The organism is Brevundimonas sp. GW821-FHT09G01 (genome assembly GCF_059416065.1).
The window spans coordinates 168,742-181,848 of record NZ_JBWKOL010000003.1; the positions used below are offsets into that span (position 1 = coordinate 168,742).

At 71.2% G+C, this 13,107-nt stretch carries 14 protein-coding genes; 10 read left to right on the forward strand and 4 right to left on the reverse strand.

Annotated features, from left to right (window positions below; translation table 11 throughout):
* Positions 1 to 54 precede the first annotated feature (54 nt).
* Positions 55 to 1,572: a S41 family peptidase gene (locus AC07NB_RS08255; RefSeq protein ID WP_494570473.1), complete on the reverse strand. Its 1,518-nt coding sequence runs from the start codon at positions 1,570 to 1,572 to the stop codon at positions 55 to 57.
* A gap of 75 nt (positions 1,573 to 1,647) precedes the next feature.
* The gene (locus tag AC07NB_RS08260) at positions 1,648 to 1,872 is read right to left on the reverse strand and encodes an alkylphosphonate utilization protein (RefSeq protein ID WP_269220031.1); all 225 of its coding nucleotides are present in this window, start codon (positions 1,870 to 1,872) and stop codon (positions 1,648 to 1,650) included.
* Between the two features lie 93 nt (positions 1,873 to 1,965).
* Here AC07NB_RS08260 and ccmC point away from each other — a divergent pair, with 93 nt between their 5' ends.
* From ccmC to AC07NB_RS08295, 7 genes are all read left to right on the forward strand, one after another.
* A complete protein-coding gene (ccmC, locus tag AC07NB_RS08265; protein WP_494570472.1) occupies positions 1,966 to 2,688 on the forward strand; it encodes a heme ABC transporter permease CcmC in 723 nt (240 codons plus the stop codon).
* The gene (gene ccmD / locus AC07NB_RS08270) at positions 2,688 to 2,882 is read left to right on the forward strand and encodes a heme exporter protein CcmD (RefSeq protein ID WP_494570471.1); all 195 of its coding nucleotides are present in this window, start codon (positions 2,688 to 2,690) and stop codon (positions 2,880 to 2,882) included. Before ccmC ends, ccmD begins: the two co-directional genes overlap by 1 nt.
* Complete coding sequence (locus tag AC07NB_RS08275) at positions 2,879 to 3,445, forward strand: DsbE family thiol:disulfide interchange protein (RefSeq protein ID WP_291839991.1); 567 nt, start codon at positions 2,879 to 2,881, stop codon at positions 3,443 to 3,445. Before ccmD ends, AC07NB_RS08275 begins: the two co-directional genes overlap by 4 nt.
* A gap of 68 nt (positions 3,446 to 3,513) precedes the next feature.
* Positions 3,514 to 3,771, forward strand: a complete 258-nt coding sequence (locus AC07NB_RS08280; protein WP_291839988.1) for a hypothetical protein — start codon at positions 3,514 to 3,516, stop codon at positions 3,769 to 3,771.
* Between the two features lie 83 nt (positions 3,772 to 3,854).
* A complete protein-coding gene (locus AC07NB_RS08285) occupies positions 3,855 to 4,604 on the forward strand; it encodes a DUF1223 domain-containing protein (RefSeq protein WP_492340511.1) in 750 nt (249 codons plus the stop codon).
* 135 nt (positions 4,605 to 4,739) lie between these two features.
* Positions 4,740 to 5,387 carry a hypothetical protein gene (locus tag AC07NB_RS08290; RefSeq protein WP_291839982.1) on the forward strand — a complete coding sequence of 216 codons (648 nt, stop codon included), beginning with the start codon at positions 4,740 to 4,742 and terminating at the stop codon, positions 5,385 to 5,387.
* Complete coding sequence (locus AC07NB_RS08295; protein WP_494570470.1) at positions 5,387 to 7,102, forward strand: CHAT domain-containing protein; 1,716 nt, start codon at positions 5,387 to 5,389, stop codon at positions 7,100 to 7,102. Before AC07NB_RS08290 ends, AC07NB_RS08295 begins: the two co-directional genes overlap by 1 nt.
* Here AC07NB_RS08295 and AC07NB_RS08300 read toward each other — a convergent pair.
* Together AC07NB_RS08300 and glpK are read right to left on the reverse strand one after the other, a co-directional pair.
* Positions 7,099 to 8,175, reverse strand: a complete 1,077-nt coding sequence (locus AC07NB_RS08300; protein ID WP_494570469.1) for a phosphotransferase family protein — start codon at positions 8,173 to 8,175, stop codon at positions 7,099 to 7,101. The genes AC07NB_RS08295 and AC07NB_RS08300 overlap by 4 nt on opposite strands.
* Entirely contained in the window at positions 8,172 to 9,701 is a 1,530-nt protein-coding gene (gene glpK, locus AC07NB_RS08305; RefSeq protein ID WP_494570468.1) for a glycerol kinase GlpK, read from the reverse strand. Before glpK ends, AC07NB_RS08300 begins: the two co-directional genes overlap by 4 nt.
* A gap of 134 nt (positions 9,702 to 9,835) precedes the next feature.
* Between glpK and AC07NB_RS08310 the strand changes: the two genes are divergently transcribed.
* The 3 genes from AC07NB_RS08310 to AC07NB_RS08320 all read left to right on the forward strand — a co-directional run bounded on the left by AC07NB_RS08310 (position 9,836) and on the right by AC07NB_RS08320 (position 13,104).
* Positions 9,836 to 10,825 (forward strand): threonine ammonia-lyase, encoded by a 990-nt coding sequence (locus AC07NB_RS08310; protein WP_494570467.1) that lies wholly within the window; start codon positions 9,836 to 9,838, stop codon positions 10,823 to 10,825.
* Positions 10,826 to 10,881: 56 nt separating this feature from the next.
* Complete coding sequence (locus AC07NB_RS08315; RefSeq protein WP_291834656.1) at positions 10,882 to 11,337, forward strand: MaoC family dehydratase; 456 nt, start codon at positions 10,882 to 10,884, stop codon at positions 11,335 to 11,337.
* Between the two features lie 69 nt (positions 11,338 to 11,406).
* On the forward strand, positions 11,407 to 13,104 hold the full coding sequence (locus AC07NB_RS08320) for an MHYT domain-containing protein (RefSeq protein ID WP_494570466.1): 1,698 nt from the start codon (positions 11,407 to 11,409) through the stop codon (positions 13,102 to 13,104).
* Positions 13,105 to 13,107 lie beyond the last annotated feature (3 nt).

Consider the following 13,107-nt stretch of genomic DNA (forward strand, 5'->3'; position numbering starts at 1 on the left):
CCGGAAATCCGGCGCCCGTGTTCTTTCCGAGTTCGGCGCGCGCCACAAGCGCGCCTAGCCGAGCGATCTGACCCAGGCGGCGAGGGCGGCGTCGTCGCTCATGTCGCCGTCGTAGACGTAGGTCGGGCGCTGCGGTTCGTTGTTGCCGCGGGCCCGGCCACGATAGACCTTCATCGGCACGCCGATGCCGGCCAGGCCGCTGGGCAGGTCGGCGTCGCGGACCTCCATGTAGACGGTGTCCGCCGAGGTCTCGCGGCCGATCTGGACCGCGCCCGCCGCCTTCCAGATGTCGACCGCGTCCAGACAGGCCGAGCCGCAGCCGGAATCGGTCAGGACGAAGACGCGGCCGCGCATCGGATTGACCGGGGCCGCACCCGCCTGGGCGGGGGTCGCGGAAGCCTCTGCCGGCGCGTCGTCCGCTTCCCGCCAGTAGACCTGCCCGGCGGCCCGGGCGGCGCGCATGCCCGTGATCGCCTTGTCGCCCCAGGCGATCACGTCGGCGTCGCCGCCGGCCGCCTTCAACTGATCGATGAACGTGACGATTTCGGCGATGTTGTCGTCCGAGGCGCGCCAGTCGACGGCGTCGCTGGAAGGCGGGCTATGGGTGCGCCGCCAGTCGTCGCCCCACATCAGCGTCGCCAGGTTGTCGCTCCAGTGCGAGGAGCCGCCGCCGTTGCCGCGCAGGTCCAGCACGACCCAGGGCGCCGTCCTGAGCGCCTCCTGCTTCGCCTGCGCCTCGGCCAGCAGGGCGGTCAGGGCGACATAGGCCTTGCTGCCCGGCGCGCTGTTGAACGAGGGCATCGACAGCCACAGGCCGCCGTCATCCATCGTCTTCAAACCGAACTCGGGGGAAAAGCGCTGGTTCAGCCGGTTGCGGCGCGCGGACAGGTCGGCGGCCTCGATCGCCCGCCAGTTCAGCGCATAGGACCGGGTCTGGCCGCCGCTTTCGAAGCGGCATTCGCGCATCTCGGTGATCCAGGGGTTGGAGGCGTTCAGGAACACCCAGTCGCCGAGCAGGGCGTGCTGGGACTGCAGGAACCAGCGGCCGCGGAAGCCGCCGACCCGCGTCTCGGCCAGGCGGTCTGCGCCCACGCCGTCGCAGTCGATCAGGCGCGCGTCCAGCGGCGGGGCGGCGGGGTCGTCCGCCAGACGATCCGCCACCACCTGGTTCGCGCCGCGATAGGCGGTCAGGAAGCCCGGCCAGCGGGCCGGAAAGCCATAGGAGCCGTCCTTCATGCCGATCTGCACATGGCCGTCGTCGAAGCTGGCCACATAGGCCCGCAACGCCCACCACCAGCCGCCGGCGTCGGTCGTCGTCCGCGCACGGCGCAAGGCCAGGGCCAGCCCCTCGTCCACCTTGGCGCGGAAGCCCGGGTTGAGAGGATCGTGCATCCCAGGATGGCTGTCGGCGATGATGTCGTGCAGGGCCGTGGCGTCCTGCACCAAGGCGGCGGACCAGTCGCGGTCGGCGGTCATGGACGGTGCGGCCGCCGCTTCCTGAGCGTGGGCGGGCGCGACGGCGATCAGGCCCAGCGCCGCGGCGGTCAGCAGGGTTCGGGCGGTGGCGGTCATGAAGCATCCCCTCGGTTCGCTCCCAGGGGTAGCCATGCCGTCAGGGCGCCGCCACTTAAGCCTTCGTAAGGTTGCTCAGGCCTTTTTGACGAACTCGGTGCGCAGGACGAGGCCGCGCACCTTCTCGACATTGGCCTCGATCTCGTCGGCGTCGCCGGTCAGGCGGATGTTCTTGACCAGGGTTCCGCGCTTCAGCGTCACCCCGCCCGAACCCTTGACCTTGAGGTCCTTGATCAGGGTCACGCTGTCGCCGTCGGCGAGGATATTGCCGTTGGAATCCTTGGTCACGTCGTCGGTCATGATCGGTCCTCTTCTGAGCGCGACGCTCTAGCACACGGCTCCCGCAACGCCTCAAGTAGCGCGACGCGCGATAGGCGACTAAAGACCCCGATCATGTTCGGCCTCGCCAATCCCGACCGCTTCGCCCGCTTCACGCGCCCGCTCGTCCCGGTGCTGTGGGGCGCCGCCGTCGTGCTGCTGATTGTCGGGACATGGCTCGCCTTCACGGCCCCCGAGGACTACCAGCAGGGCGACACCGTCCGGATCATGTTCGTACACGTCCCCGCCGCTTCGGTCGGACTGATGATCTACGGCGCGCTGGGCGTCTCCAGCTTCTTCGCCCTGGTGTTCCGCCACCCGCTGGCCGACGCCGCGGCGCGCGCGGCCGCCCTGCCGGGAGCCGCCTATACGCTTCTGGCGCTGGTCACGGGCAGCCTGTGGGGCAAGCCGATGTGGGGCGCCTGGTGGGTCTGGGGCGATGCGCGGCTGATGAGCGAACTGATCCTGCTGCTGTTCTACATCGGCTACATGGCGCTGCGGGCCTCGATCGACGACGAGGTGAAGGCGGCGCGCGCCGCCGCCGTGCTGGGCCTGGTCGGCCTGATCAACCTGCCGATCGTGAAATTCTCGGTCGACTGGTGGAACACCCTGCATCAGCCCGCCTCCCTGATCCGCTCCGACGGGCCGTCGCTGGCGGAGGGGATGCTGGCTCCGCTGCTGGTCATGATGGGGGCCTATCTGGTCTTCTTCCTCGCCGTCTGGATCACCGCCATCCGCACCGAGATCGTGCGCCGCCGGGTGCTGTCCATCCGCGCCCGCAAGGCTCTGGAGGCCTGATGATGCTCGACTTCGACATGGGCAAATACGCCGCCTACGTCTGGCCCGCCTGGGGGATCAGCGCCGTGGTTCTGGCCGCGCTCGCCGCTCGCGCCCTGCTGGCGGCCCGCCGCTGGTCGGCGCAGCTGAAGCGGCTGGAGAACGATCCGGACCGCCCTCAAGCCGCGCAAGGCGCGGTAGGGCAAACGAAATGAGCCGCTGGTTCGCCGTCGTTCCGCTGGTGGTGCTGGTCGCCCTGGCCGCCCTGTTCATCGGCTGGTCTCTGAAGCGCGATCCCTCGGTCAAGCCCGAGGCTCTGGTCGGCCAGCCTGTGCCCGAGACGGTCCTGCCCATGCTGACCGGCGCCCAGGCCGGACCCGGCCATGTGGATTTGAAGACCGCCGGCGTCGGCAAGCCGATGCTGATCAACGTCTTCGCCAGCTGGTGCACGCCCTGCCGCGCGGAGCACCCCAAGCTGATGGCCCTGCAGGCGCGCGGCGTCGCCGTCGTCGGGGTGGCGTGGAAGGATGATCCGGCCAAGACCCGCGCCTTCCTCGACGAACTGGGCAATCCCTATTCGATGGTCCTGATGGATCAGGACGGCCGGGCCGGGCTGGATCTGGGCATCACCGGCGCGCCCGAAACCTTCGCGGTCGACGCCATGGGCAATGTGGTGGCGAAATTCTCCGGACCGATGCTGGAGGACGCCGAGATCGAGCGTCTGGTCGCCGCCATCCAGGCCCCGCCGCGCCCCCTGCCGACCGCCACCCGCCGCTGAGGGGCCGCTAGAACCCTTGCGGGGCGGGCGTTAACCCATTTCCGACGGATTTCATTAACCCTGTCGGCATGAGCGCGATTCGCCCGCCCGTTCCGTCGCCGTTGTTCCCGTCGCAGACGCCGCCGTCTCCGGTCCAGACCTCGCGGTCGGCCTTTTTCCACGCGGCCCTGTCGAACGCCTCGGCTCCCGCCGTCCAGGCCGCCGCGCCCGTCGCACCGGCCCCGGTGCGCGACACCCCGGTCCGCTCGGTCGCGGCCCGGCCCGCCGAAGGCGACGCCGCTCTGCGGTCGACCCGACCCGGCAGCCTGCTCGATATCCGGGTCTGAAGGCCGGTCGGCGGACGGATCTGACGCGCCCCTCACGCGAAAATGACCGCCACTGGCCGGTCCGGCGTGATTAAGGTGTCCGCATGCGTACTCGGGGGTGGACACTTCCTGTCGCGGTCGCCCTGACCGCGCTGCTTGCGGCGGCCTCTTCGGCCCAGCCGTCGGCGACGCGCGTGCGCCATCGCGCGACGCCGGTCGAGCCGGTCGTGGTCGAACTGTTCACCGCCCAGGGCTGCGCCGGCTGTCCCGAGGCCAACACCCATGTCGAGGCCGTGGCCGCCGAACCGGGCGTGATCGTCCTGACCTACGCCGTCGACTACTGGGACTATCTGGGCTGGGCCGACACCTTCGCCCGCCCCGAGTTCGCCCAGCGCCAGCGCGACTATCGCCACGCCCTGCGCCTGCGCAACGTCTCGACGCCGCAGGTGGTGATCGACGGCCGCCGCCAGGCCCCCGCCACCGCCGAGGCGCTGCAGGCCGCCATCGACGAGGAGGGGCTTCGCCGCACCTTCCCGCCCCAGATCGAGTTCCGCGAGACCGGGGACCGTGTCGGCGTCGGCTCGGGCCGTCCGCCGTCAGGTGGAGCCGAGGTGGTGGCCGTCTTCTACACGCCGGGTGCGCAGACGGTGGAGATCGCCTCGGGCGACAACCGCGGCCAGAAGGTCCGGCACGTGAACGTGGTCCGGTCCGTGCGGGTGCTGGGCCCCTGGGCCGGCCGCCCGGTCCTCTACGCCCTGCCGGACGCGCCGTCGGCGGACCAGGCCGTGGCCGTCCTGGTCCAGTCGCGCGCGGACCGACGCATCCTGAACGGGGCCGTTCTGGAGAGCCGCTGATCTCCGGCGCCGGTCCCGTCGTCAGCTTCAATCAGTACCCTGTTCTCTCGTGCGCCCGCACAGTGCATGATCGGCCCCGAGACGTCGTTCCTGGCGATTGGGGCGACGGCATTGGGGGATCCGCGCATGGTCGGCATGAAGCCTGTCTTGAAGGGGCTGGCGGTCGCCGCCGTCCTGGCCGCGGCCGCGGGGGCGGCCGCGTTTTCGCCTGACCCCGAGTCCGCCGTTTCGCCCGAGGCCCGCGGGGTCGCCCAGGCCGTCACCGCCGCCGAACTGGCCGCCTGGGGCCGCGAACGCGGCGACGCCGGAGCCCTGATCATGGCCGCCCGGCTGCTGTCCGAGGTGCCCGTCCGTCAGGGCGAGGGGCCTGAGCCCATCCTGACCCCCGGCCGCCTGCTGGACGAGGCGGCGGCCCTGTCGGCGGGCAACCAGCCGATCATCGACGCCATCGACCGCCTGCGCGAGCCCATGACGCGTGGTGTTCGCTCCTCGCCCTTCGGCGCGGGGCCGGTGTTCACCGTCAAACAGCTGCAGGCCCGGGAAAGCTGGGGCTTCGAGGTCGACGCCCGCGCGGGCGAGGTGCTGCGGGTCGCCGCCATCGGCGACGGCGACACCGACATCGACCTGACCATCCGTGATCAGCGCGGAGCCACGGTCTGCCGCGACGGCTTCGGCGACCACTATCCGGTCTGCACCGTCTCCTCGCGCACCGGGGGCAAGATGCGCGTCGCCATCTCCAACCGGGGCGATGTCTGGACCAGCATCCAGGTGCTGAGCAACTGATGCGTTGGGCGGGGGCCCTGGCGGCGATCGGCCTGCTGCTCGTGGCAGGCGCGGCGCCGGCCGATCCGGATACGCCGGAGACCCTGCGCGCCGAGGCCTTCGAGGCCGCCCAGTGGGCCATCGCCTCGGACGCCGCCGACGCCCTGGCCCGCGTGTCCGCCCGCTTCGCCCAGGGCGACGACGCGCTGGGCCGGCTGGCCGAGGAGCGGGAGGACCTGATCGTCCGCCGCGACCGGCTGGAGCGCGAGCTGGAGCGCCATTACGCCTCCACCGACCCGGCCGACCTCGCGGTCCGCACCCGCACCCAGTCGGACTGGGAGGCGGCCACCGGCCGGCTGGGGGTCATCGACGCCGATATCGAGGCGCGCTTCCCCGCCTATTCCGAATTGACCAGTCCGCGCGCCCTGTCGATCGCCGAGACCCAGCAGCTGCTGCGCCCCGACGAGGGCCTGCTGCTGGTGCTGGCCAATCCGGAGGCGACCTATGTCTGGGCCGTGACCCGCGAGCGGGTGGCGTGGACCCGGTCCGAGCCGCTGGACGAGGCCCGGCTCAAGGCGGCGGTCGACACGTTGCGCCTCTCGCTCAGCGCCACCGCCGCGCCGCGCGGCGACGACGTGGACCCGACCCTGTTCGCGGGCCGGCAGCCGGCGCCCTTCGACCGGTCCGAGAGCTATCGCCTCTATTCCGAGCTGATCCTGCCGGTGGAGGAGACGTTCAAGGACAAGACCACCCTGATCACCGTCACCACGGGCGCCCTGTCGACCCTGCCGCTGTCGGTGCTGACCACGGCGCCGCCCCGGGGCGAGGACGCCGATCTGGACGCGCTGGCGGCGACGCCCTGGCTGGCCGACCGCTACGCCCTGGCCAGCCTGCCGGCGGTGTCGAGCCTGCGGGCCCTGCGCTGCTATCTGGTCGCCGATCCGGCGGCGCGCAGCCCGGGTTGCCCGGCCATGCCGACCGCCGCCGCGCCGCGCCGGACGGCCTCGGCCACACCCCTGCGGCTGGCCGCCTTCGGCGCGCCCCTGCTGACCGGCGCCCCCGTCGATCCGACGCGCGGCGCGCCCGCCGCCGATACGGTGATGGACGGCCGCCTGGCCGATGTGGCCCGGCTGAAGGCCCTGCCCTATCTGCGCGGCTCGCGGCTGGAGCTGGAGACGCTCAAGGCCCGCTATCCCGACTCCATCGTCCGCATCGGAGCGGAAGCGACCGAGCACGCGGTGCGGGCGGTCGATTTCGCCGCCCTGTCGCGGGCGCGCTTCGTGGTCTTTTCGACCCACGGCCTGATGGCGGGCTCGGCCGCCGCCGAGCCGGGACTGGTCATGACCCCGCCGGAAGAGGCGACCGAGGCCGACGACGGCTATCTCAGCGCCTCCGAGGCCGCCCAGTTGAGATTGAACGCCGAGTTCGTGGTCCTGTCCGCCTGCAACACCGCCGCCTCCGACGGGCGGCCGGGCGGGGAGGGGCTGTCGGGCCTGGCGCGGGCCTTCTTCTACGCGGGGGCGCGATCAGTGATGGTCTCGCACTGGGAGGTGTCGGACGCGGCCACCACCACCCTGATCACCGCCACCTTCGCCGATCTGGACAGCCATGCGGCGGGCGATCCCGGCGTCCGCGCCCGGGCCCTGCAGGCGGGCCAGCGCGCTGTCCGCGCCGAACGCCGCTGGTCGCATCCGGCCTATTGGGCGGCCTTCACCCTGGTGGGAGAGCCGGGCTAGGCGCCGGCCTTCTTCGCGTAGCTCCAGGCCGCTTCCGCGAGGAAGGGCACCTGGGCGGCCATGCTCTTCGCCTGCGGCGAGGCGGCGGTGCCGTCGCGGACCCGCCCGGCGATGCCCTGGCAGATGGCCGCCAGCCGGAACAGATTGTAGGCGAACAGCCAGTCGAGGTTCCGGGGCCGCTCGCCCCCCGTCTGCGCCGCATAGCGCTCGACCACCTCATCGACGGACGGAATGCCCAGCGCCTCCAGATCGGCGCCGGCCAGTCCGTTGCGCACCGACTGCGGAATGGCCCAGGCGATCAGCAGGTAGGAGAAGTCGGCCATCGGATCGCCCAGGGTCGACAGCTCCCAGTCCAGCACGGCGCGCACCTCCGCCCGGTCCGGAGCGAGGATCAGGTTGTCGAGGCGGAAATCGCCGTGGACGATCCGCGCCGGCCCTTCCGGCGGCAGGGTGGCGGGCAGGAAGTCGATCAGCCGGTCCATCGCCGGGATCGGATCGATCTCGGAGGCGCGGTACTGCTTGGTCCAGCGCCCGACCTGACGCTCGAAATAATTGCCCGGCTTGCCGTAGTCGCCCAGGCCGATGGCCACGGGGTCGAAGCGGTGCAGGGCGGCCAGGGCGTCGACCTGGGCGTCATAGATGGCGCGGCGCTCGGCGGGCTCCAGGCCCGGAAGCTTGAGGTCCCACAGGACCCGGCCCTCGACCTTGTCCATGACGTAGAACATCGAGCCGATGACGGCGTCGTCGGTGCACAGGGCCCAGGGTCGCGCGACCGGATAGCCCTGGGCGTGCAGGCCCGAGATGACGGTGAACTCGCGGTCCACGGCGTGGGCGCTGGGCAGAAGCGTGCCCGGCGGCTTGCGGCGCAGGACGTAGGTCCGGCCCGGCGTGGACAGCTCATAGGTCGGGTTCGACTGGCCGCCGTTGAACTGGCGCACCGTCAGCGGCCCGGCGTAGCCCTCGACATGGGCCGTCAGCCAGGCGTCCAGCGCGGCCTCGTCCAGGGCGGATCGGGCGTCCACCTCACGGGTGCCGGAGAAGGTCGACTGGGGATCGGTCTGGGTGTCGGTCATTGCGCGGCGATGATGGCGGCCTTGACGGCGCCGCGCCAGCCTTTCAGCAGCCGCTCGCGCTCATCGGCGGCCATGCGGGGACGCCAGACGGCCGGAGCCTCGGCGGGCGCTGCGTCAAGCGTGTCGATCAGCCCACACCCCAGCGCCGCCAGCTTGGCCGCCCCCAGCGCCGTCATCTCCTGAAAAGCGGGTCTCTCCACCGTGACATCGCAGATATCGGCCACGAACTGCATGGCGAAGGCGTTGGCGGTGACCCCGCCGTCGACCTTCAGCACCGACAGCTTCGGGGCCCCGTCCTTCTCCAGCGCCTCCAGCAGGTCGTGGGTCTGGTAGGCCAGCGATTCCAGCGCGGCCCGGACCATGTGGGCGGGGCCGCTGTCGCGGGTCAGGCCGACGATGGTTCCGCGCGCCTCGGGCTCCCACCACGGCGCGCCCAGACCGGTGAAGCCGGGAACCAGATAGACGCCGCCGTTGTCCTTCAGCCCTTGGGCCATGGCCTCGGACTGGCGCGATTCCGAAATCACCTTCAGCCCGTCGCGCAGCCACTGGATCGCCGATCCGGCCGAGAAGATGGAGCCCTCCAGCGCATAGGCCGCCACGCCCTGCGCCTCATAGCCCAGGGTCCCCAGCAGTCGGCTGGTCGAGGTCATGGGCGCCGCGCCGACGTTGGCCACCAGGAAAGCCCCGGTGCCGTAGGTGATCTTGGCGTCCCCAGCCTTCAGCGCGCCATGTCCCACAAGCGCGGCCTGCTGATCGCCCGCCGCGCCGTGGATCGGCAGGGGCGCGCCCAGCAGGGACGGCTCGGAGTCGCCCAGGTGATCGGCGCAGCCGCGAATCTCGGGCAGGGCCGCCATCGGCACATTGAACAGTTCGGCCAGATCGGGCCGCCAGGCCCGCGTGCGCAGGTCCATCAGCGAGGTGCGGCTGGCGTTGGTGGCGTCGGTGACGTGGCTGGCTCCGTTCGTCAGCTTCCAGATCAGCCAGGTCTCGATCGTGCCCAGCCTGACCTCGCCCGCCTCGGCCCGCGCCCGCGCGCCCGGGACGGCGTCCAGCAGCCAGGCGAATTTCGAAGCGGAGAAATAGGGGTCGAGGATCAGGCCGGTGGCCGCCTGCACCTCGGGTTCGTGGCCCGCGGCCGCCAGTTCGCCGGTGGCCGCCGCCGTGCGCCGGTCCTGCCAGACGATGGCCCGGTGCAGGGGCTCGCCGGTGGCCGCGTCCCAGAGCACCGAGGTCTCGCGCTGGTTGGTGATGCCGATGGCGGCGAACCGCCCGACGCCGCCCGCCTTGCGCACCACCTCGCGGCAGGTCTGCAGGGTCGCGGCCCAGATCTCGGCGGCGTCATGCTCGACCCAGCCCGGACGGGGGAAATGCTGCTCCAGCTCGATCTGGCTGACCGCCACGGGCCTGAGGCCGCCGACATGTTTGTCGCCTACCGCGCCTTGCGCTGCTTGAGGCGAGGCGCGCTCGAAAGCGATGGCCCGGGTGGAGGTCGTGCCCTGGTCGATGGCGAGGATGAGGCTCTTCATGCGTGATTAGTGGCGAGTGGCGAGTGGCGAGGCAAGGACGAGCCCTGCTCATGATCAGCGGACGACTGGGCGCTCCGGTCCGCCGCTTCGCTCGCCACTCGTCACTCGTCACCAAGCTGCGCTAAACCCCAGCCATGACCCACACCGCGTCCTTCGAAGGCGTCCGCGACGCCGCCCGCCAGCTCCTCGGCCACGCCGTCCGCACCCCGCTGATCGAAAGCCCCGCCCTGAACGAACGGCTGGGCGGCCGGGTGCTGATGAAGGCCGAGAACCTGCAGCAGGCGGGGGCCTTCAAATTCCGCGGCGCCTGGAACCGCATCAGCCGCCTGACGCCGGACGAGCTGAAGCGCGGCGTCGTCGCCTATTCGTCGGGCAACCACGCCCAGGCCGTGGCCTGCGCGGCGAAGATGATGGGGACCTCGGCCATCATCGTCATGCCGGCCGACAGTCCCAAGGTGAAGGTGGCGGGCGTCATCGGCTTCGGCGGCGAGGTTCGCCTCTACGACCGCTACACCGAGAGCCGGGAGGACATCGGCGAGGAGATCGCCCGGACGCGCGGCAGCGTTCTGGTCCGTCCCTTCGACGACCCCTTCGTGATCGAGGGCCAGGGCACCGTCGGGCTGGAGATCGTCGAGCAGGCGGAAGGCCTCGGCGCAACGATCGACCAGCTGTTGTGCGGCGCCTCGGGCGGCGGGCTGATCGCCGGCGTCAACCTGTCGATGGCGGCCCTGCTGCCGCAGGTTCCGGTGATCGGGATCGAACCGCGCGATTACAACGACACCCAGCTGTCGATGGCGGCGGGCGAGCGCCTGACCCATGCTCCGGCCAAGGGCACGATCTGCGACGCCCTGATGACCGATCGGCCGGGCGAGCTGACCTTCCCGATCAACCGCCGGCTGGCCCGCGTCGAGACGGTGTCCGACGCCGAGGTGGCCGAGGCCGTGCGCTACGCCTTCCATGCCCTGAAACTGGTGGTGGAACCGGGCGGCGCGGTGTCCCTGGCCGCCCTGCTGGCCGGAAAGGCCGAGGCGAAGGACCGGACGACCGCCGTCGTTCTGTCCGGCGGCAACGTCGATCCGACCCTGTTCGCGGAGATCATCGAGGGCCGCTTCAAAGGCCAATAAGGGGGTTTCGAGAGAAGACGGACGCCGGTAGCGTGGCCGGAAAACCGGAGGATCGCATGCCCAAGCCGTCAGAACTGCAATCGCTCATCGGGACCGAGGTCGGGCTGTCCCGCTGGTTCCTGGTCGATCAGGCGAAAATCGACGCCTTCGCGGACACCACCGAGGACTGGCAGTTCATCCATGTGAACCCGGAGCTGGCGAAACAGACGCCCTTCGGCGGCACGATCGCTCACGGTTTCCTGACCCTGAGCCTCGCCTCGGCCATGTCCTATGACTGCGTCAAGCCGCTGGACGGGGTGGCCATGGGCGTCAACTACGGCTTCGACAAGCTGCGCTTCCTGGCTCCCGTGCCCGCCGGTTCGAAGATCCGCGGCCGGTTCAAGCTGTTGTCCGCCGAGGACAAGGGCGGCGGCCGGTGGCTGATCAAGCATGAGCTGACCGTCGAGATCGAAGGGAGCGAGAAGCCCGCCCTGATCGCTGAATGGTTGAGCATGCAGATGCTTGCAGGTTGAGTGTAGTGGACGCCGCCGCCTTGCTCGGTCGATAACAGCGATTCGAGACCTTTCTACGGGACTTCGCCCTTGCACCACGATCACGGCGCCGTCTTCCTGCTTCTGTCCTATGCGGTCGCGGTTCTGGCGGCCTGGACCGCGCTCGACCTGTTCCAGCGCATCCGGGGGCGTGAAGGCCGGGACCAGACGCCGTGGCTGGCGACCGCCGCCGTCGCCATGGGCGGCGGCATCTGGGCCATGCATTTCATCGCGATGCTGGGGTTCGATCCGGGCGCGCCGGTCCGGTACGATCCCGGCCTGACGGTCCTGTCCTTCCTGCTGGCCGTGGCGGGCACGGCGGCGGCCTTCTTCGCGGCCTCGCAGGACCGGCTGGGCGTCGGCCGCATTCCGGTCGCCGGCGCGGTCATGGGCGGCGCCATCGCCCTGATGCACTACGTCGGCATGGCGGCGATGCGGACCACCGCGACGGTCGGCTGGCGCATCGAGCTGGTCATCATTTCCATCGTCATCGCCATCGGCGCCTCGATGGCCGCCCTGTGGGCCAGCCGGCGCGAGACCTCGGTGGGCTGGCGCGCGGCGGCGGCGGCCATCCTCGGCGTGGCCGTGGTCGGCATGCACTACACGGGCATGGCCGCGCTCCATCTCCAGCCGGTGAGCGGCGGCCTCGACCATGACGGGGCGCCGCCGCTGGCCATCGCGGTCAGCGTGGCGGCGGTCACGGCGGTGATCCTGTTCATCGGCCTGGCCGCCTCCATGGCCGATGAGCGCGCCCGGCTGCTGTCCGTGCTGGCGGCGGCGGGGGTCGGCTATTGGGAGGTCAATCCCTGGGACAGGACCTTCGCCCTGTCGCCCCGGGCGCGGGAACTGGTCGGGCTCGGCGCGGACCAGGCGACCGGCGACGTGGGCCAGCCGGTCTGGCTGGACGCGGAGCAGCGTCCCGCCCGTAACCTGGCGCTGGAGGCCGCACTGGCGGGCGAGGCGGACTATGACGTGGAATATCCGATCGCCGGCAGCGGACGCTGGGTCCACTCGAGGGGCAGCCTGATCCGCTCCCGTTCGGGACGGGCGCTGAAGCTGGCCGGAGTGGTCAACGACAGCACCGACCGCCGCCGCGCCTTCGAGGCGCTGGAGACCAGCGAGCGCCGCCAGAAACTGCTGATCAACGAGCTGAACCACCGGGTGAAGAACACCCTGGCGACCATCCAGGCGATCGCGGCCCTGACCGCGCGCCGGGCGACCTCGGTGGCGGAGTTCTCCGCCCTGTTCGAGGCGCGGCTGATGGCGCTGTCCGAGACGCACAACCTGCTGACCGCGACGGGGTGGGAGCAGACGACGCTACAGGACCTGCTGGCCAAGGAGCTGCGGCCCTATTCGGCGGAACAGTTCCGGCTGCAGGGGCCCGTGGTGCTGTTCGAGCCGCCGCAGGCGCTGGCCATGGGCATGGTGATCCACGAACTGGTCACCAACGCCACCAAGCACGGGGCGCTGAGCGTCGCCGGCGGCTGCGTGACGGTGTCCTGGACCGCGCCGGACGAGGCCGGGATCGTGGTTCTGGACTGGACCGAAGTAGATGGGCCCCGGATCGCCGCCTCGCCGGAGCGGGTCGGCTTCGGCTCGCGCCTGATCGCCACCAGCCTGAAGGGCGATCTGAGCGGCTCGGCCGAGCTGGACTATGCGGCGAGCGGTCTGACGGCCCGCCTGACCTTCCGCCCGACTCCCGGACGGCGCGACCTCCTGCTTCGGGAGTCCGCGCCGCTGGAGGCCTGAGCG